Source organism: Microbacterium sp. dk485, assembly GCF_004570445.1.
GTDB classification, from domain to species: domain Bacteria; phylum Actinomycetota; class Actinomycetes; order Actinomycetales; family Microbacteriaceae; genus Microbacterium; species Microbacterium wangchenii.
This window is the reverse complement of record NZ_SPQW01000001.1, coordinates 1135431-1152488: the sequence shown is the minus strand read 5'-3', so window position 1 is coordinate 1152488 and position 17058 is coordinate 1135431. Positions and strand designations below refer to the sequence as shown.

Genomic DNA, 17058 nt, shown 5'->3' with positions numbered 1-17058 from the left:
ATGGACCTCTTGCGGCTGGCGGGCGCGGCCGGCGTCGGCAAGTCGACGACGGCATGGGCGATCGCACAGCGCCTCGTGGCCGAGGGCGTCGCATCCGGGTTCGTCGATATCGACCAGCTGGGCATGTGCTATCCGCCGCCTGCGGGCGACCCGGATCGGTGGGCGCTCAAAGAGCGTGCGCTCACGGCGGTCGCCGGCGAGTTCGCGCGTGCGGGAGTGGCTCGGCTGGTCGTCTCGGGAGTCGCGTGGCCGGATGACCCACCGCCGACGATCCCCGGGATCTCCGTGCACTCCGTGTGGCTGGATGCCTCGGAGGAGACCCGGCGCGAACGCCTCGACGTGCGGCGGAACGAGCCGGAGCAGGTCGAACGGTCCCTCGCCGCCGGCACCGCGGAGGCGGCACGAGTCCATCCGGCCTGGGAGCGGGTCGACACCGAGAGACGGTCGGCTGCGGCGACCGCCGAGGACGTGCTGGCGAGGTGGCGTGTCACCGCGATGCCCGGCGAGAGCGCCGAGCCCGCCGGCCCGGACGCGGGGTTGGGAGGTGGCCGCGTCCTGTGGATCACGGGCCCGCGGCTGGCGGGCGCCTCGCGGATCGGCTGGGAGGTGGCGACGCACGACTGGGAGGCGGGAAGGCACGTGGGATTCGCCGATGTCCGTCAGCTGTCGTTCGCGTGGAACGCTGATCGACCGGTCGGCCTGGCGAATCTGGCGCGCGTGCAGGCGACCTTCGAGCAAGCGGGTGCCCGGCGGTTCGTCGCGGTCGCACCGTGGGAGATCGAGCCGGAGGCCGTGCGCGCGGCCCTGCCCACGTCGGAGGTCGTCTTCCTCCGGCTGAGTGCTCCCGATGCCGAGCGACGTGCGCGCGCCCTGTCCCGCCGTGACGAAGGCGGTCCGCTGCTCGCGGGCGACGACATCCTGCACGCCTCCGATGCCGTGATCGCCCGCATCATCCACACGTCGGGCGCTCGGTGGAAGGTGCCTCCTCGTGACGAGGAGCAGATCATCGAGGTCGGTGATCTCTCTCTCGCGGACGCCGTCGCGGCGGTGCGGCGCAGCAGCGGTTGGTGAGAGGGCCCACCAAGGACCTCGCTCCGCCCAGGGCACCGCGCTACCCTCGGCCATGGCCTTCGACGATGTGGTTCGCGTTCTGGATGAGACCCGCGTGGTCGCCGTCATCACCCGCCGCGCCGACGGCACGCGTGTCGCGACCCCCATCTGGGCGATGGTGGTGGACGGCGTGCCGTACCTGCGATCGGCCTACGGGCCGTCGTCATGGTGGTACCGCCACGTGCTCGCCGGGCGTGACGTGGAGTTCGCGCTGGGGGACGGCAGGATCGCCGAGCGCGACCGTCAGGCCGCGCTCGAGCTGCCGTCCGAAGCCGTGGCGGTCGAGTCCGTCCCCGAGGACGACCCGATCCAGCGCGACATCGACCGGGTGCTCGACGCGAAGTACGCCGCCGAGCCCGACTCGATCGCCGCGATGAAGAGCCCGGAGGCCATGGGCTGCACACTGCGCGTCGTCGCCCCCTGACCCTGCCCGGGTGGGTTCGCGCCCGGCCTTCCTCGCCTGAACTCCTCAAGAGTGAGGCGCCCCGCGTCGTTTCGCCCGGTTGTGGGCCCGAATGGGCGGGACTTTGAGGAGTTCGGACGGTGGTGAGGCGGTGAGGCGGCCGGACGCGGGCGCGTCCGGGACCTGTTGTCTCCCGCCGGCCTCGGACTTCGACTCTCGCCCGAACTCCTCAAACTCGATCCCATCCGCGCCATTTCGGCGGGTTGTGGCCGGATGGGGCGCAACTTCGAGGAGTTCGGGACGGTGATGACCCTGTGAGGTAGCCGGTCGTGCCGGAGAGAGCGGGCAGGGTGGCGCCGACGGAGGCGAAGGCGGAGATCGGGCCGCCGCGGCGGATCGACCCGTGATCCGCCGCGGAAGCGGTGTCAGCCGCCAGCGAGCCGTTCGACGATTTGGGCCAGCTCCCCGGTGCCGTCAGCCAGCGACTCCAGGATGTCGAAGTGGTTGTTCTCCCTCACCAACACATCTACGGGGTGTCCGCTTGACGAGACCATGGCCGCGAAATCGATCGACTGGCGCTCGAACTCCGGCGTCTCGTCGTTCCCGTACGCGACGACGAGCGCAGGGACTACGGGTGGCGTGCTGAGGACGCTGATGTCCTCGGCTGCACTCTCGTCCAGGTGCAGGTCGGCGTTGAGGAAGGTGTGAACGAGTGGGCGAAGGTCGAAGACCCCGCTGATGGGCAGCGCGCCAGCGAATGGTTGGCGAGGAAGCCCGTACTCGCCGGCCCAGTCAGCCTGCATCAGCGTGGCGACAGCGTGGCCTCCTGCCGAGTGGCCCGATATGACGATGCGGCGGGCATCGACACCGTAGTCCGCGGCATGCGTGAAGAAATGCGCGTAGGCCGCGCGATGCTGGCGGACGATTTCGGCGACGCTCACGCGTGGGCACAACGCGTAGTTCTCCACTGCCACAACGAAACCCCGCGCCGCCAGGCCCCGGGCGACGTAGCTCCAGACCTTGCTCGTCGTGGCCTTCCAGTAGCCGCCGTGGATGAAGAACAGCGCGGAGCGGGGGCCCGGGGTATCCGTCTGCGGGAGAAAGACGTCGTACGTCTCATCGAGGGTCGGTCCGTAGCGCACGTCCAGCAGACCTCGGGCTTCGTCGCGGTACGCGGCGCTGCGCGCGACGAAGTCGTCGGCATACGCGCCGAAGTCGGGCACTGTCGCCTCGATGTCGTAGGCGCGGTTCAATTCGTCCACGCTCGTGAAGTCGCGGTACAACGGCGTGCTTCCGGTCATTCCTTGCTCCTTGAGTAGGGGGCGGATCAGCGTAGGAGCCGAGGAGCCCCATCGGGACGACGCGATCGATCGTTCTCGCGAAGATTGAGCTCCGCGATCGAGTTGCCACTGGGGGAGAGCCAAGAGCTGTGCCGTAGAGCGACTTCGGGATCGTGGCCGGGGATGATTCTGCTCGTCTCGCCCTGCAGCTCCTCCTGGAGCGTCTGGTACAGGCTGATCAGGTTGAAGGTGTTGCCCTGCACGTAGCCGGGCGCCCACATGCCTTCGATGTTGGAGTACCAGTACACCGTGTCTCCGGCGGCGACGAAGGGGCCGTTGCGAGTCTGGATCTTGAACCACTGCGATCCGAAGGTGTGCGAATCCCTTGCCAAGCGGGCGGTCACGCCGGGAAGGAGCTCCTCGTCTCCATGAACGAAACGGATCCGTCCGTCGGCGATGCCCTGGGCGGCTTTGGCGAGATCGAGCGGGTCGAAGGAGGAGAAGATCCATGCTTTCTGTTCTTCGGTGGTCATGTGGTTGGCCAGGTCCACAGCCGACGACCACCCCGTGAACTCCTCGTACTGCACATAAAGCTGCGCGTTGGGGAACGCCTCGAAATTGCCGACGTGGTCGAAGTGCATGTGCGAGACGAGGATGACGTCGACGTCTTCGGGGCTGATCCCCACATGCCCGAGCACCTCGGTAGGGCTCTCCCAGTTCGAGAATGCGTAGCGCTCGAGCCAGTAGTCGTTGCGGAATCCGCAGTCCACCAGTGCGACGTGCTGCTTGCCCCCGACTTCACCGCCGATGAGCAGGGTGTAGAGCATCGGGATGCGAATGATGCCCCTGTTGCTGAACAGGCCGGACCCTCCGAAGAAGTCGTGCGGCATATCCGCGTGGCAGTACTCGAGAGACCAGATCGAGTAGTCGGTATCGGCTGCTGCCGGGAACTTCGTCGAACCACTGATGTTCATGACACTCCTTCGTGTCGTCGGCTCCGCCTCGTGGCGTCGCGCGGGCATGTTGGGTGGCGTGATGCCCAGGCCGCTCAGGCCCGCGGCAGTAGGGGCGTCGAGCGGCGTCAGGAGACGGCGTCAGACGGCGGCGATCGCGTCGACCTCGATCGTGGCGCCGTTGTACAGCGAGTAGACGCCGATCACGGTGCTGGCGGAGGGCTCGGGGGCCCGCACGATGCGGTCGCGGGTGCGCCGCCAGGTCGCGAGCTTCTCCTGGTCCAGGTGGGTGATGTACACGTTGACGCGCACCACATCCTCGTACGTCGCCCCCGCCGCCGTCAGCGCGCGCTCGAGCTCGCCGTACGTCAGTTCGATCGCCCGCTCGAAGCTCTCCGGCACGGAGCCGTCCGCTTCGAATCCGACCTGGCCGGAGATGAAGACGAGGTCGCCGCTCGTCACGCGCGTGCTGTCGGAGATCCCGGGCACGGTGGGGGAGGCGGTACGGCTGATGCGGTCGTTGGTCATGAATGCTCCTTGGAGGGGTTTCGATCGGATGCGGCGGAAGAAGCGGTCAGTCGCCCCGCCCGTAGACGGCGTAGAACGGCACGACGGTGCGGGGGAGGGCGGCGTGCTCGTTCAGCACGAACCATTTGCGGTCATGGTAGACGAGCGGATGCGGTGACCTCTCCGGCGTCTCCGCGCGCGGCTTGGCCTCGATGGCCTCGACCACGACGAGGGTCGAGCCGTGCACGTCCAGCCGTTCGATGACCCGTCCGCGCAGCCACGCGTTCGCGCGCGGGTAATACGGCTCACCGGTCGGCAGCCGGCCCCACTCCACGTCGTCACCGAAACGCTCGACGCCGCTGCGGGCCCCGAGCTTGGCCAGCTCGACCTGATCCGAGGCCAGCAGGTGCACGACGACCGTCTCCGCCCGGCGGATCGTCGGCGTGCTGGAGGAGCGACCGGATGCGGAGAACACGAGGGTGGGCGGATCGATGGCGACGGATGCGACCGAGCTCACCGTCATCGCGACCGGACCGTCGCCGGCGTCGGCGGTGATGATGGCGACGCCGGCGGGGTGGTGGCGGAACGCGTGCGTGAAGTCGCCGGCGGAGATCTGCGGCTCGGAGACGGTGGAATTCATCGTGAGCTCCTCTCGGAGGGGTGCCCGCCGGTCAGACGATCGGCAGGACGAATCGTGCGTCGTCCTCGCGGCCGAACAGCACCTTGCCGTAGGCCTCGAACCCGCTGGCGGCGAGGGTGTGGCCGTGACGGCTGGCCGTGGCCTGGTCGCGCCACACGCGCTGGAGCGGGGCCGACTCGGCGAAGCCGGCCGAGCCGTGGGCGGTCATCAGGTCGTTGATCATCGTGGTGATGGTCTCCACCACCCACCCGGCCTTCGCGCGCATCTCGATCCGCTCCGCGTACGGCGCGTACGTGCCGTTGGCGGAGCCGTCGTAGATGCGGTCGGCCAGCTCGCGCGCGACGAGCTCCGCCGCGTCGAGCTGAACGGCGGCCTTGGCGATGGCGCTCTGGAAGACCGCTGAGTCCGCTTGCTTCTCGTAGCCGGTGTACGCGATCGCCTTGCTCTCGGCCTTGGAGATGACGTAGTCCAGCGCGGCGCGGCCCATTCCCAGGTGCGGGCCGATGAGCTTCATGAACAGGGACGGGACGAAGACCGTGCGGTAGGTCTGCTCGTCGTTGCCACCCAGATACCCGCCTTCGACCGCGGCCGTGAGGGGGAAGACCCGATGTGCGGGGACGAAGACGTCGTCGGCGATCTGCATGACGCTGGCGGTGGACTTCATGCCCGCGACGAACCAGTTGTCCTCCATCGACAGCTCGGAGGTGGGGATGAGGGCCAGGCCGGCGTCCACGACCTCACCGGCCTCGTTCTTCAGCGGGATCCCCAGCAACGACCAGTCGGCGTGCAGGCTCCCCGTCCCGTATCCCCACTTGCCCGTCACGCGGTACCCGCCGTCGACGCGCTCGGTGTCGGAGGTGGTGGCCAGGACGATGGAGATGAAGGAGTTCACGCCCTTGTCGGTTCCCCACACGTCCTGTTGCGCCTGCTCGTCCATGAGCGAGACGACCCATGCGCCGGAGTCGAGGATGCCGTGCACCCACGCGATGCTGCCGTCGCCGCGGCCGATGGCGCGGGCCACCGCGTGGCACTCGGCCGTGTTCGCGCCGAGCCCGCCGACGCTGGTCGGAGCGGAGATGCTGAATGCGCCCGTCGCCGCGACGGCGTCGAACGCATCCTGCGGGATGCGGCGGTCGCGGTCTGCGTCGCGTCCTCCCGCGGTGAGCGTGGGACGCAGTTCGTCGATCTGGTTGACGATCGTGCTGATCTCGGGACGGAGTGCCGTGGCTGCCATGAGTGACTCCAATGTCGACGCCGAAGTGTTAAACAGAGCGTGACATTGAGGGGTCACTATGTCAATGCACAGTGAACACCGAATTCAGCGTCAATCGAGGTGGTCGAACCGACGCAGCACGTTCAAGGGATTGGCGGGCGGATGCGGCCGCCAGCGCCCGCCGTCGGCAGCAGGCTCCGCCTCGAGCCCCGCGCCGTTGCGGTCCATGACGAACCACACCCCGCGGGCCGGCGCGGTGCTGCGGTTGAGATAGAGGTGCGGCCGCGCGGACTCGAACTGCAGAGAGTCACCGGGTCCGAGGACGTACTCGTCGAACTCGAGCCGGAGGATGAGCTCGCCCTCCAGGATGAAGGCCTGCTCGAAGCCGGAGTGCCGGGTGAGCTTGCCCGTCGGGGAACTGGAGGCGCCCGCCTCGTATGTGACGAGGAGCGAATCCGTGCGGCCATCCGGGCGGCTGGCGAGCCGCTCCCAGCGGACGCCGTCCTCCATCTCGATCATCGGATTCTCGCTCGCGCGCTGCACCTCCGGGGTGAGAGGGGGTGCGGCGGCGAAGCTCGGGACGCTCGTGGTGCCTTCGATCCCCAGCAGTTCGTCGGCCGAGACTTCGAGCAGGCCGGCCAGGGAGTACAGGGTCGCCACCGACGGGCGGCTCTTCCCTGTCTCGACCTGGGAGATGAGGCTGGGGGAGACGCCCAACTGCTGCGCCACCTTGCGCAGGCTCACGCCGCGCGCTTGCCGGATGCGGCGGATGCGCTCGCCGATGTTCTCTGCAGTGGACATTCGCTCTCCCGCTGGGCCTACTGCACCCTACCGCGCACCAAGACGGATGTGTAGGAATACTTAACACCACGCCACCGGGTGTAGTCAGGTCTCGTCGACCTCCGCGACGTGGATGCGCCCGCGGAGGAACGGCAGCGCCGGCGCGCGATAGACGAGCGATGGCCGGTCACCGGGATCCAGGGAGAACTCCGCCTGGCCGAACCGCCACGCGCGGTTGAACAGGTACGCACCCACCGTCACCGAGCGGTCGGCGGGAACCTGCCACGTGCCCACGCCCCACTGTGCCGGCTGGCCACGCCCGGCGATGACGAGCGTGGGCCGAACCCCGGCGTAGAGCGCGAACCAGGGCTTGCGCAGGCTCAGCTGAATGCGACGCGTCGCCTCGTCTCCATGACTCACGTGTGCATCGACTCCTGTCGCATCCTCGGCATCGCCGCGGGTGTGACGACGGCGCCCCCAGCAAACATAAGCGCTGCGGTGCGCCCAGGACGGGAGGGCGCTCTTGGGCTATGCCACCGAAGCGGGCTCCGCGACCTCGAGTGCCAGCAGGACGGCGACGACGCCGAGGAGGCCGCCGGTCGCACGGCGCTGCCACACCGTCCACACCGGTCGCGCGGCGAGGAAGGCGGCGATCGATCCGGCCGCCAGGATGATCGCGGCGTTGACGGTCAGGCTGACGGCGATCTGGATGCCGCCGAGGAGGAAGCCCTGGAGGGCGGGGCTGCCGGCGGAGGGGTCGACGAACTGGGGGATGAGCGCGAGGTACATCACCGCCGCCTTCGGGTTGAGCAGGTTGGTCACCAATCCCATGCGGAACAGCTTCGCCGCCGAGTCCCTGCGCAGCCCCCGTGTCTCGAACACCCCCCGCCCGCTCGGCTTCAGCGCCTGCCACGCGAGATATGCCAGGTACGCCACGCCGGCGGCCTTCAGGCCGATGAACAGCCACGGCACCGCGACGAACACGACGGCGAGCCCGGTGCCTGCCATCGTCAGGTAGACGAGGAACCCCGTACCCGTGCCGGCGAGGGACACGAGCCCGGCTGCGCGCCCCTGGCTGATGCTCCGGGAGACGAGATAGACCATGTTGGGGCCGGGCGTGAGAACCATCAGGAGAGCGGCCAGCGCCATGCCGCCCGCCGCCGCGAGCGATACTCCGGTTCCGAGGATGGTCATCGGTGGCTCCGGACAAGTGCAGGAGGGGTCTGGTGGCTCATCTGGCCAGAGTGCTGTAATGCCCTTATGCACCTCAACCCTTACGGCGAGTACGCCGTACTGATGGCGGCATCGTTGGCCAACGACTGGCCGGACGATCGCGAGGGCATCGTCGCCCGCACGCGCGAGTTCGGCATGACGATGGACTTCCTCGCCGGCGCCGACGACCTGGCGGCGTCGCGCGCCGTGCTGGACGAGTGGCTGCGCGTCGTCGACGAGGTCGACCCGCACGCCCGCGCGGCACTCCTGAACGCCGCCCTGGCGGCAGCATCCGCCTACCCCCGCCTGACCGACCACAACGGCGAGGGCTGGCACCTGCACTACCGGGATGCCGATCAGACCCTGCCCCACGTGCTCGCGGCCGTCATCAGTGTCGGCACCGCCCTGCACCTGACCACGCGGGGGATGCACCGGCTGCGGCGTTGCGCGGCGGGTGACGGATGTCGCAACGTCGTCGTCGATGTGACCCGCAACGGCAGGCAGCGCTACTGCTCGGTTCGCTGCGCCAATCGCGCCGCGGTCCGGCGGCACAGGGCGCGGGGCCCGATCAGCGCAGCGTGACGGTGCGTTACCGCGCATCGTGACGCCGCGTTACCGGCGGCGAGCGCCCGGCGCGATGCGCGACCTACGCTCGCGGCCATGACACTTGCTGACACCATCGTCGTTCCCGAGACCACCTCCGCCGACCGCGCCGCCCGGCTCACCGCAGCCGGCACGGCGTGGGGCGAGCGGATCGCGACCGATCCCCGCAGCGCCCAGCTGACCTACCGCGTCAGCGGTGAGGGGTCGGGATCGGTCGCGACCGTCGTCCGCGCCGGAAAGCACCAGTTCTTCGTCGACGAGCCGGCCGCGCTGGCCGGCGACGACGTGGGCGCGAGCCCCGTCGAGTACGCACTCGCCGCACTGATCTCCTGCCAGGTCGTCGTGTATCGCCTCTATGCGCAGGCGCTCGGCATCCAGGTCGACGACATCCGCGTCGAAGCCGAGGGCGACCTCGATGCGCGGAAGCTCTTCGGCGTCGACGAGTCGGTGCGCCCGGGGTTCACGGGCGTTCGCCTGCACGTCACGATCGACGGACCTGAGACCGAGCGGCGGTACGACGAGCTCAAGGCCGCCGTGGACGAGCACTGCCCCGTGCTCGACCTCTTCGCCAACCCGACCCCGATCACGGTCCGGGTGTCCAAGGCCTGACACAGGTGGGGTCGACCGTCACCGGTCATGCGTCAGGCCGTGTGGTCGTCCTTGGTGCGCACCTCGATGTGCGAGCCGGCGACCCGGGTGAACCTCACCTGCATCCACTCCGCCCAGCCGCCACCGGGCTGCCGCGTCTCCCACACCGCGCGCATGGAATCCGGGGCGTCGAAGGTGAGGATGGCGCGGGCGTCGCCGGCGTCGTTGAGGTACCGGCCATGCTCGTCGAAGCTTCCCACCGCGTGCTCGACGGTGCCATCGGCGTCGAAGGAGGTCTGATCGAAGGTGTCCATCGATGCTTCGCGAGGCGTGAAGAATTCCATCGCCTCTTTCCGCGCGCCGAAGATCTCAACGTCCACCCGATGGACCATCTGCCGGGCTCCGGGGAACCATTCGTAGACATCCCAGCCGGCCCACTTGTGGCCGCCGTGCTCGCTGCCGCCGACGATGATCCCCTCGGTCCGCCAGGTCCCGACCAGCCGGTCGAGCTGGTCCTGCAATGTCGAGTCGCCCGTCATCGCACCACCACAGCACGGCGGGCCAGCCCGCACAAGGGAGACGCTCAGATCGTCATGTGCGAGCGGCGCCACGACCCGCCCGTCCGCTCGTAGATGACGCGCGTGTGGTGGCGATCGGGTGCGCCCTGCCAGAACTCCACGTGCTCCGGTTCGATCCGCCAGAGCACCCAGTCCTCGGGCGGGATGCCGGCTCTCGCCGACGCCGACCGAGCGGCCAGGTCGGCGGCGCTCTCCTGGCGCGTCGCCTCGGACACCGGGCCGCGCACGCGCACCGAGCGCACCACCGGCTGCCACCAGAAGTTCAGCGCCGCCACCGGGTGGGCAGCGAGCTGAGCGCCTTTGGCAGAGGAGCGCCGGCCGGCGACAGCCCAGCCGATCGGCCCGACGTCTTTCAGGAGGAGCGTGCGGGCATCGGGTCTGCCGGCGGCATCCACTGTTGCCAAGGTGGCGGCATGCGGTTCGGCAACGCCCGCGTCCGCGGCATGGAGGATCCACGCCAGGAACAGCTCAACCGGATCGTCGGGCAGCGCCGCGACATCGAACGGGGGCGCGGTGCCCACGAGTGAGCCTTGCGCTCGCAGCCATTGCGCCATGCTGCCCGGCCGCGTGGACGTCACGTTCTCGTCGCCCGTACCCGTCATGCGTTCACCGTGTCGGGCTCGAGCCATCCGCGCAAGCAAGGAGGCGGCCACGAGAAGGCGCTTTGCCGCCGCGTCCGTCACGCGACGGCGGTCGCCTCCAGCTCGAACGAATCACGACACCCTGTGTCAGGGCTTCCGGGACAGTTTCCACATGCGGCCGGATCGTTTGGTCTCACTCGTGCTGCTGCTCCGGTGGTCGCTCGCGGGGCCGGTTCATCCACCGGCGGGTCGAGAGCCAGCGACGCTGTGATCTGTGGCGGCGCCGACGCGTGCGCGCCATGCTGGGTGCATGCTGACCGTCCTCCTCCACGGGCGCGGCGGCTCGGAGCGCGACATGCAGCCCATCGCTGCCCGTCTCCCTGGTCGCACGCTCTGCCTGCGTGCCTCTCACGTGAGGGGGAAGGGCTTCGGGTGGTTCGACTGGCGGGGCCGGCCGCCGCATGTCGACGAGGCGACTGGTCCAGCGGAGGAGGTGCTGCGCGTCATCGAGGACGAGGCGGCGGACGACGAGCCCGTGACGGCGATCGGGTGGTCGGAGGGATCCACCCTCATCGTCGAGGTCATGCGGCTGCGGCCCGCGAGGATTGCGAAGGCTGTGCTCGGCACGGGTTTCCCCGTGGCTGGCAACCGGCTCACCGACCTCGAGTTGGCGCGCCTACGGCCGCCCACCTACTGGGTGACGGGTGACTCCGACGGCGTGATTCCGGCGGACGCTGAGGGAGCGGAGTTCCGCCGGTTCCTCGACGAGCACACCGCCCTCCACGCCACGGTCCTCACCGGTGTCGGGCACGAGTTGCGTGGAGGGATGAACGAAGCTCTCGTCGCCCGAGCCCTCGCCTGACCCCCCTCAGACGGATGCGGCCGCGCGCCCGATCTGGAGCACCTGGCTGGGCAGAGCGCAGCATGACCCTCCGGCGGCGTCGAACGCGCCGGCCCCGCCGCACACCCCCGTATCGGGCAGCACGAGTTCTCTGCGCCGGGCTGCCTCGTGATCGCCCGCCAGCTCCGCGACGACGCTGCGCACCTGCTCGTACCCCGTGAGCGCGAGGAATGTCGGCGCACGCCCGTACGACTTGGCGCCGACGAGATAAAAGCCGGGCTCCGGCTGGGCCAGGTCCGCGGCGCCCGTCGCCGCGACGGACCCGCACGAATGCACGTTAGGGTCGACCTCCGCGGCGATCCGCACAGGAGCCTGCAGGGTCGGGTCCAGCTCCAGCCGCAGCTCTGACAGGAAAGAGAGGTCGGGCCGGAACCCCGTGAGCACAACGACACGATCTGCCGTGAGCATTCGCCCGTCCTCGGCGATGAGCACCGGTCGGTCGTGCTCACGGACGACGCGTTCCACTCGGAAACCCGTGACGAGCGAGACCAGTCCGGCGTCGACGAACTCTCTGGCCGTGACGCCGAGGGCGCCACGCGCGGGCAGCTCATCCGCACCCCCGCCGCCGAAGGCATTGCCGGCGGTCGCGCGACGCAGCGCCCAGGTCACCGTCGTGCTCGGGTCGCGGCGGGCCATCCGCGCGAGAGCGAGCACCGCGGTGATCGCCGAATGCCCGGAGCCGACGACGACCGTGTGCTTGCCCTCGAAGCCTCCGCGGTCGCGGAAATCCGGGATGCGGTAGGACAGCAGGTCAGCGGCGGCCCGTTCTCCGAGTGCGGGCAGGCCGTCCGCGCCGGCCGGATTCGGCGTGGACCACGTGCCGGAGGCGTCGATGACGGCCCGCGCCTGAAGTCGGTACTCCTCGCCCTCGGCCGGTTGCACATGCACGGTGAAGGGCTGCTCGCCGCGCCCGGCGTCGACCAGAAGGTCGCGGCCGAGGCGGGACACCCCGACAACGCGGGCGCCGTAGCGGATGCGTTCGCCCAGCGCGGCGGCGAGCGGCGCGAGGTACCCCGAGATCCACTGTGCGCCCGTCGGATACCCCGTCGTCGGTGCCGTCCAGCCGGTGGGGGCCAGGACGCGTGCGCCGGCCGCGTCGATCAGCTCGGGCCATCCGGAGAAGAGGCGCACGTGCCCCCAGTCGGCCACAGCCGCTGCGGGTCCGTCGCCGGCCTCCAGCACGACGACCGGCGAGGCCCGCTCAGCGAGATGCGCGGCGGCGGCCAGCCCCTGCGGGCCCGCTCCGATGACCACGACCGGCAGTGCATTCCGACCCACGACCACTCCTCCACACATTGACGAACTTCGATGGATCGAGAGTGGTCGATATATCGACAGATGTCAATACGAGTGGCATAATCGTGCCGTGCCCGCCGTGCTGCCTCTCCTGACCGATGATGCCGCCGTCGCCTGCTGCTCTCCGGTCACCGAAGGTGTCCTCACCGCCGACGAGGCCGAGCGGATCGCTCACACCTTCAAGGCTCTGGGTGACCCCACGCGGGTGCGACTGCTCTCGCTGATCGCTGCATCCGATGACGGGGAAGCGTGCATCTGCGATCTCACCGAGCCGGTGGGCCTGTCGCAGCCGACGGTGTCGCACCACATGAAACTGCTCGTCGACGCGGGGCTCGCGACACGAGAGCAGCGGGGTCGCTGGGCCTACTTCCGCGTGGTCGCCGGCGCCCTGGAACAGGCCTCGCGCGTCCTGCGCCCCTGAACCCGCCCGACCCGACCTTCCACCGCCGCCGACCCGTTCAGGTGGCGAGTATCGTGCGACGCGCGAACCGGCGCTGCCCGGGCGTTTCGATGGCACCCGGGCGGTAATTGGCCCGCGTCCACGCGACGGCATCCTCCGCCGCCACGCCCGCGTAGCGAGCCAGGATGGCGATGGCCGTCCCCGTTCGCCCTGTGCCGCCGTCGCATGCGACCTCGACCCTCATGCGGGGCGCGCGCTCGTAGGCGTCGTGAAGTGCCGCGAGCAGCTCCGACGGCTCTCGGGGAAGCCGGAAGTCCGGCCATGCGATCCACCGCGACTCCCACCGTTCGGCGTATGGGCGCGAGGTGAAGTACACCCCGAAGTCAGGTGTCAGGTCGGGGGTGAGCGTACCGGCTCGGAGCGCTCGGCCCCGGACCAGGCGGCCGCCGGGCAGTGCGACCACGCCATCCTGCCCCGTCTCCCAGCTGCGCACGCATCCATAGTGACCTGATTGCCGAGTTCGCACACGTCCATGTGCGTCCCCGGCCGCGGTCTGTCTGCATCGGTGACGGGATGCATGGGGTCTGCGGCCTGCCGGTGTGCGCGTTCGGAATCCCGCATCCCCAGGCGGTGGAGCCGATCACGTGCATCCGGCAGGCCGCTGGATGTGTCCGAGCTGCCCCCAACGGCCCGACCACACACGAACGGTAACCCCGGATCATCGTTCTTCTTGGTTTGCTGCGGCACCCTCGCGGGAATCTTGATGAGCCCGGGGCCCGGACGCGGATGGCGACGAGTGACGAGGACCCCGGCTCCGCCCTCGAAGGCGGAGCCGGGGTCCACGGATGCCCCGCCATCCGGCGGGGCAGAGCCGTCACTCTCGGGCGAATCGACGGATTCCCGTGATCAGCAGACCGAGGGCGAGCGCCCCCACGCCGCCGAGCAGCACGGGGAGCCCGACGCCGCCCCCACCCGTCTGAGCCAGAGGCGTCGTCTCAGCCGGCGCCGCGGTGTCGACGGCCGCTGTGGTGTCGACCGACGCCGTCGTGGTGTCGACCGCCGCGGGAGCAGCGGGGCACTCGACGGCCGGGTGGTAGATGTACTTGACGACCGCCGGGATCGCGGGCTTGCCGGGGACCCCGGGGATACCCGGGACGTACTCCTGATCGATGACCTTCACCTCTTCGGTGATGGCCGGGTGCTCGACGGTGTGCGTCTCCGCCTCGTGGTGGACGATCTTGGTGACCGCCTCGAGGTAGAACCAGTCGCCGTTGCCCGCGTTGCCGTGGGAGCGGAAGTACGCGCCCGCGACACCTACGCCGTGAGGATCGCCCTGCACGTTGGCCTGCCAGTCGCCGCTCGGGAACGCCGGGGCGCTGTCAGCGGTGTGCGGTCCACCGGTCCACGAGTAGTGCTGCCAGTGATCGAACACCTCCTCGTCCCAGGCCTCCTTGTCGACGACCGTCTCGGTCCAGGCTTCCTGGATGACGACCGTCTCCATGTGGCTGATCTCGGGGATCTCCGGAACGGCCGGGATCTCCGGGACGGCCGGCACCTCCGGGGAGACGATGATCGTCTCCGTCCAGGCCGGACTCGAGATGCACCTGCCGACAGCCGCGCCATCCGCCGCATCCTCCGCAGGGGCCGTATTCGTGGTGACGGCGGCATCCGCCGTCTCCGTCGCGACGACGGTGGGCGTGGGTGCGACCTCCGCGGCGTGTGCTGCGGGTGCGGCGGATGCGCCGACCAGGAGCGGACTCGCACCGATGAGGAGTGCCGCGAGGGCACTCGCGATGAATTTCCTCATTTGGGTCTCCTTTTCGAACTCGGCAGCCGTTCGTTCGGAGTTCCCCCTCGGTGCGGATGACGTCAGCGCCGGGCCCAGGGCATCGCACTCCATGCGCCGGAGCGGATGCGGCGACCGCCCGCCGTTCGGTGGCTTAGCTCCATCGGCTGCCGCATCCATCCCACGCCTGCAGCGGTGGGGTGCCGTCGTCGGAGGGGGCAATAGAGCACAGCTTCAGGCGGAGATCCGCACCGCGGCCGCACGGGCTGAGCACCGATGACCCCGGCTGTGAGCACAGCCGGCACTGTTGTGGTGTTATGGTGTCCATATACAGTAGGGAAAAAGCATGCGTGTAGTGATCTCGACGAGCGCGTCGGTACCGATATACGAACAGATCAAGACCCAGGTGCGCTCGGCGATCCTGTCCGGCGACGTGCCGACAGGCAGCACGCTGCCATCACTGCGTCAGCTCGCGGCCGACCTGCGGGTGAGCGTGATCACCGTCACACGCGCCTACAACGACCTGGTGGCCGAGGGCTTGGTCCGCAACGAGCACGGACGCGGGTTCGTCGTGCGTGACATCGACCCGGCCATCGCCACCGAGGAGCTGGCGAAGCGCGTCGACACGGCGCTGCTCGAACTCCGGGTGGCTGCGCGCCACGCCCGCATCGACATCGACGAGATACACCGACGCCTGGACGAGGCATGGAGGAGTGAGGCTGATGACTGACGACATGGTGCGGGTCTCGAATCTGCGCATCACCCGGCCGGCCTTCGAGGTCGGCGACATCTCGTTCACGATCCCCCGTGGCGCCGTGGTGGGGCTCGTCGGACCGAACGGTGCCGGCAAGACCACCGTCATCCGCTCGCTCCTCGGTCTCCTGACCGCCGATGCCGGGCAGATCGAGGTGCTCGGAGAGCCCGCCGGGTCGCGCGCGGCGTTGTCGAAGACGGGCATCGTGCTGGATCAGCCCACCGCCGCAGGCGACTGGCGGGTCCACTCGGTCAGCCGCCGCCTCGCGCCCTTCTATCCGGACTGGGACCACGAGCGGTTCACCGAGCTCCTGGAGCGATTCGGCGTGCCGCGCGGCCAGCGCGTCGACGAACTGTCCCGCGGTCAGGGCGTGAAGCTCTCCCTCGCGTCAGCGCTCGCGCACCATCCGGAGCTTCTGATCCTCGATGAGCCGTCGAGCGGGCTCGACCCCGGGTCTCGTCGCGAGATCAGCGACGTGATCCGGCAGTTCATGGTCGATCCGCAGCACGCCGTGCTGTTCTCGACGCACATCACGACCGACCTCGATGACCTCGCGGATCAGCTCATCGTGCTCGTCGGCGGCCGGATCGCGCACCACGGCATTCTCCCCGACGCCAAGGAGGACTTCGCCATGGCGCGAGGGACCGGCGAGGTGCCGCGTGGCGTCCTCGGTCCTCAGCGCGCCGGAGCGCAGTGGTCCGCGCTCATCCGCACCGACGATTCCGCCATGTTCGGGCCCGAGGTCGTGCTCGACGACGCGACCATCGACGACATCATCATCCATCTGGCCGCCGCGCACGAGGAGGCAACGGCATGACGCTCGCATTCACCCGTTTCGACCTGATGTCGTGGTTCGCTCAGAGGCAGATGCTGCTCGCACTGGCGCTCATCGTCGTGGTCGGGATCATCATCCCCGTCCCCGGGATGGCGATCGTCGCTTCCGCTTTCGTGACCTCGATGATGCTCTCCACGCCGTTCCTCGGCGACGAGCGCGACCGCCTCGACACGCTCTACGGTGTGTTGCCGGTCTCCCGGCGCGCGATCGTCGTCGGCCGCGCGCTCTCGATCCTTCTCTACGGCGTCGTCGCGCTGATCGTCGCAACCCTCGCGACGCTGGGTGTCGCGGCCGTCCGCGGCACGATGATCGCACCTGAACTGCTGGCGATCGCATATGCGGCCGCCTTCGCCATCGTCGGCCTGTCGATCGGCGTGCAACTGCCGGTGCTGTTCCGCGTCGGATACTCGCGCGGGCGCCTCATGGTCTACGCACCGACCATCCTCATCGTGGGCGCCGCCTGGATCGCGCAGGCCGCCGGTGTCATCGACGGCGACGTCCTGGGCTCGATCCCGTTCGCGCTCGGCCTCGGCATCTGCGCCGCCATCGGGGTGCTCGGCATCGTCGTCGGCACGCTCATCGCCGTTCGTCTCTACTCGACGCGCGAGCTCCGCTGAGTCTCAACGGAGCCTGGCCTC

Annotated in this window: 22 protein-coding genes; 9 read left to right on the top strand and 13 right to left on the bottom strand. The window is 69.4% G+C overall.

Annotated elements, in window-relative coordinates; translation table 11 throughout:
• Both E4V99_RS05400 and E4V99_RS05395 read left to right on the top strand, forming a co-directional pair.
• Entirely contained in the window at positions 1–1071 is a 1071-nt protein-coding gene (locus tag E4V99_RS05400) for a hypothetical protein (RefSeq protein WP_135116608.1), read from the top strand.
• A gap of 52 nt (positions 1072–1123) precedes the next feature.
• Positions 1124–1534 (top strand): DUF2255 family protein, encoded by a 411-nt coding sequence (locus E4V99_RS05395; protein ID WP_135116607.1) that lies wholly within the window; start codon positions 1124–1126, stop codon positions 1532–1534.
• Positions 1535–1938: 404 nt separating this feature from the next.
• Here the strand turns inward: E4V99_RS05395 and E4V99_RS05390 are convergent, their stop codons facing one another.
• The 8 genes from E4V99_RS05390 to E4V99_RS05355 all read right to left on the bottom strand — a co-directional run bounded on the left by E4V99_RS05390 (position 1939) and on the right by E4V99_RS05355 (position 8080).
• Positions 1939–2814 carry an alpha/beta hydrolase gene (locus E4V99_RS05390; RefSeq protein ID WP_135062732.1) on the bottom strand — a complete coding sequence of 292 codons (876 nt, stop codon included), beginning with the start codon at positions 2812–2814 and terminating at the stop codon, positions 1939–1941.
• A gap of 26 nt (positions 2815–2840) precedes the next feature.
• Positions 2841–3767 (bottom strand): N-acyl homoserine lactonase family protein, encoded by a 927-nt coding sequence (locus E4V99_RS05385; protein WP_167747686.1) that lies wholly within the window; start codon positions 3765–3767, stop codon positions 2841–2843.
• Between the two features lie 120 nt (positions 3768–3887).
• Positions 3888–4274 (bottom strand): Rid family hydrolase, encoded by a 387-nt coding sequence (locus E4V99_RS05380; protein ID WP_135116606.1) that lies wholly within the window; start codon positions 4272–4274, stop codon positions 3888–3890.
• 46 nt (positions 4275–4320) lie between these two features.
• Positions 4321–4893 carry a flavin reductase family protein gene (locus E4V99_RS05375; protein WP_135062740.1) on the bottom strand — a complete coding sequence of 191 codons (573 nt, stop codon included), beginning with the start codon at positions 4891–4893 and terminating at the stop codon, positions 4321–4323.
• Positions 4894–4924: 31 nt separating this feature from the next.
• A complete protein-coding gene (locus tag E4V99_RS05370) occupies positions 4925–6127 on the bottom strand; it encodes an acyl-CoA dehydrogenase family protein (protein WP_135116605.1) in 1203 nt (400 codons plus the stop codon).
• 90 nt (positions 6128–6217) lie between these two features.
• Positions 6218–6907, bottom strand: a complete 690-nt coding sequence (locus E4V99_RS05365; protein ID WP_135116604.1) for a helix-turn-helix domain-containing protein — start codon at positions 6905–6907, stop codon at positions 6218–6220.
• An 84-nt stretch (positions 6908–6991) separates the two neighbouring features.
• On the bottom strand, positions 6992–7306 hold the full coding sequence (locus E4V99_RS05360; protein WP_135062746.1) for a hypothetical protein: 315 nt from the start codon (positions 7304–7306) through the stop codon (positions 6992–6994).
• A gap of 108 nt (positions 7307–7414) precedes the next feature.
• Complete coding sequence (locus E4V99_RS05355) at positions 7415–8080, bottom strand: LysE family translocator (RefSeq protein ID WP_205805851.1); 666 nt, start codon at positions 8078–8080, stop codon at positions 7415–7417.
• A gap of 66 nt (positions 8081–8146) precedes the next feature.
• Here E4V99_RS05355 and E4V99_RS05350 point away from each other — a divergent pair, with 66 nt between their 5' ends.
• The gene (locus E4V99_RS05350) at positions 8147–8680 is read left to right on the top strand and encodes a CGNR zinc finger domain-containing protein (protein WP_135062748.1); all 534 of its coding nucleotides are present in this window, start codon (positions 8147–8149) and stop codon (positions 8678–8680) included.
• Positions 8681–8758: 78 nt separating this feature from the next.
• A complete protein-coding gene (locus E4V99_RS05345) occupies positions 8759–9310 on the top strand; it encodes an OsmC family protein (RefSeq protein WP_135062750.1) in 552 nt (183 codons plus the stop codon).
• Positions 9311–9342: 32 nt separating this feature from the next.
• Here E4V99_RS05345 and E4V99_RS05340 read toward each other — a convergent pair whose 3' ends face one another.
• Together E4V99_RS05340 and E4V99_RS05335 are read right to left on the bottom strand one after the other, a co-directional pair.
• Complete coding sequence (locus E4V99_RS05340) at positions 9343–9900, bottom strand: hypothetical protein (RefSeq protein WP_135116603.1); 558 nt, start codon at positions 9898–9900, stop codon at positions 9343–9345.
• Complete coding sequence (locus E4V99_RS05335) at positions 9873–10469, bottom strand: pyridoxamine 5'-phosphate oxidase family protein (protein WP_240742769.1); 597 nt, start codon at positions 10467–10469, stop codon at positions 9873–9875. Before E4V99_RS05335 ends, E4V99_RS05340 begins: the two co-directional genes overlap by 28 nt.
• 289 nt (positions 10470–10758) lie before the next feature.
• Between E4V99_RS05335 and E4V99_RS05330 the strand changes: the two genes are divergently transcribed.
• A complete protein-coding gene (locus E4V99_RS05330; RefSeq protein ID WP_135116602.1) occupies positions 10759–11310 on the top strand; it encodes an alpha/beta fold hydrolase in 552 nt (183 codons plus the stop codon).
• A gap of 6 nt (positions 11311–11316) precedes the next feature.
• Here the strand turns inward: E4V99_RS05330 and E4V99_RS05325 are convergent, their stop codons facing one another.
• Positions 11317–12627, bottom strand: coding sequence for an FAD-dependent oxidoreductase (locus E4V99_RS05325; protein WP_245233121.1), 1311 nt, complete (start codon positions 12625–12627; stop codon positions 11317–11319).
• A gap of 100 nt (positions 12628–12727) precedes the next feature.
• Between E4V99_RS05325 and E4V99_RS05320 the strand changes: the two genes are divergently transcribed.
• Positions 12728–13066 carry a metalloregulator ArsR/SmtB family transcription factor gene (locus tag E4V99_RS05320; RefSeq protein WP_205805925.1) on the top strand — a complete coding sequence of 113 codons (339 nt, stop codon included), beginning with the start codon at positions 12728–12730 and terminating at the stop codon, positions 13064–13066.
• A 37-nt stretch (positions 13067–13103) separates the two neighbouring features.
• On the opposite strand, the gene E4V99_RS05315 is transcribed toward E4V99_RS05320, so the two are convergent.
• Positions 13104–13538: a protein-tyrosine phosphatase family protein gene (locus E4V99_RS05315; RefSeq protein WP_135116600.1), complete on the bottom strand. Its 435-nt coding sequence runs from the start codon at positions 13536–13538 to the stop codon at positions 13104–13106.
• 381 nt (positions 13539–13919) lie between these two features.
• Complete coding sequence (locus E4V99_RS05310) at positions 13920–14852, bottom strand: hypothetical protein (protein ID WP_135062760.1); 933 nt, start codon at positions 14850–14852, stop codon at positions 13920–13922.
• Between the two features lie 325 nt (positions 14853–15177).
• Here E4V99_RS05310 and E4V99_RS05305 point away from each other — a divergent pair, with 325 nt between their 5' ends.
• Genes E4V99_RS05305 through E4V99_RS05295 form a run of 3 tightly spaced genes read left to right on the top strand, consistent with a single transcriptional unit; the run spans position 15178 to position 17037 of the window.
• Entirely contained in the window at positions 15178–15561 is a 384-nt protein-coding gene (locus tag E4V99_RS05305) for a GntR family transcriptional regulator (RefSeq protein WP_135116599.1), read from the top strand.
• Positions 15554–16402: an ABC transporter ATP-binding protein gene (locus E4V99_RS05300; protein WP_135116598.1), complete on the top strand. Its 849-nt coding sequence runs from the start codon at positions 15554–15556 to the stop codon at positions 16400–16402. The genes E4V99_RS05305 and E4V99_RS05300 overlap by 8 nt, the downstream gene beginning before the upstream one ends.
• Positions 16399–17037 carry an ABC-2 transporter permease gene (locus E4V99_RS05295; RefSeq protein WP_135116597.1) on the top strand — a complete coding sequence of 213 codons (639 nt, stop codon included), beginning with the start codon at positions 16399–16401 and terminating at the stop codon, positions 17035–17037. Before E4V99_RS05300 ends, E4V99_RS05295 begins: the two co-directional genes overlap by 4 nt.
• Positions 17038–17058: the final 21 nt, after the last annotated feature.

Bases quoted from the DNA above. Each gene is read 5' to 3' on its own strand.
- E4V99_RS05400 (WP_135116608.1), top strand. From the start codon at position 1: ATGGACCTCTTGCGGCTGGCGGGCGCGGCCGGCGTCGGCAAGTCGACG.
- E4V99_RS05395 (WP_135116607.1), top strand. From the start codon at position 1,124: ATGGCCTTCGACGATGTGGTTCGCGTTCTGGATGAGACCCGCGTGGTC.
- E4V99_RS05390 (WP_135062732.1), bottom strand. From the start codon at position 2,814: ATGACCGGAAGCACGCCGTTGTACCGCGACTTCACGAGCGTGGACGAA.
- E4V99_RS05385 (WP_167747686.1), bottom strand. From the start codon at position 3,767: ATGAACATCAGTGGTTCGACGAAGTTCCCGGCAGCAGCCGATACCGAC.
- E4V99_RS05380 (WP_135116606.1), bottom strand. From the start codon at position 4,274: ATGACCAACGACCGCATCAGCCGTACCGCCTCCCCCACCGTGCCCGGG.
- E4V99_RS05375 (WP_135062740.1), bottom strand. From the start codon at position 4,893: ATGAATTCCACCGTCTCCGAGCCGCAGATCTCCGCCGGCGACTTCACG.
- E4V99_RS05370 (WP_135116605.1), bottom strand. From the start codon at position 6,127: ATGGCAGCCACGGCACTCCGTCCCGAGATCAGCACGATCGTCAACCAG.
- E4V99_RS05365 (WP_135116604.1), bottom strand. From the start codon at position 6,907: ATGTCCACTGCAGAGAACATCGGCGAGCGCATCCGCCGCATCCGGCAA.
- E4V99_RS05355 (WP_205805851.1), bottom strand. From the start codon at position 8,080: ATGACCATCCTCGGAACCGGAGTATCGCTCGCGGCGGCGGGCGGCATG.
- E4V99_RS05350 (WP_135062748.1), top strand. From the start codon at position 8,147: ATGCACCTCAACCCTTACGGCGAGTACGCCGTACTGATGGCGGCATCG.
- E4V99_RS05345 (WP_135062750.1), top strand. From the start codon at position 8,759: ATGACACTTGCTGACACCATCGTCGTTCCCGAGACCACCTCCGCCGAC.
- E4V99_RS05335 (WP_240742769.1), bottom strand. From the start codon at position 10,469: ATGACGGGTACGGGCGACGAGAACGTGACGTCCACGCGGCCGGGCAGC.
- E4V99_RS05330 (WP_135116602.1), top strand. From the start codon at position 10,759: ATGCTGACCGTCCTCCTCCACGGGCGCGGCGGCTCGGAGCGCGACATG.
- E4V99_RS05310 (WP_135062760.1), bottom strand. From the start codon at position 14,852: ATGAGGAAATTCATCGCGAGTGCCCTCGCGGCACTCCTCATCGGTGCG.
- E4V99_RS05305 (WP_135116599.1), top strand. From the start codon at position 15,178: ATGCGTGTAGTGATCTCGACGAGCGCGTCGGTACCGATATACGAACAG.
- E4V99_RS05300 (WP_135116598.1), top strand. From the start codon at position 15,554: ATGACTGACGACATGGTGCGGGTCTCGAATCTGCGCATCACCCGGCCG.
- E4V99_RS05295 (WP_135116597.1), top strand. From the start codon at position 16,399: ATGACGCTCGCATTCACCCGTTTCGACCTGATGTCGTGGTTCGCTCAG.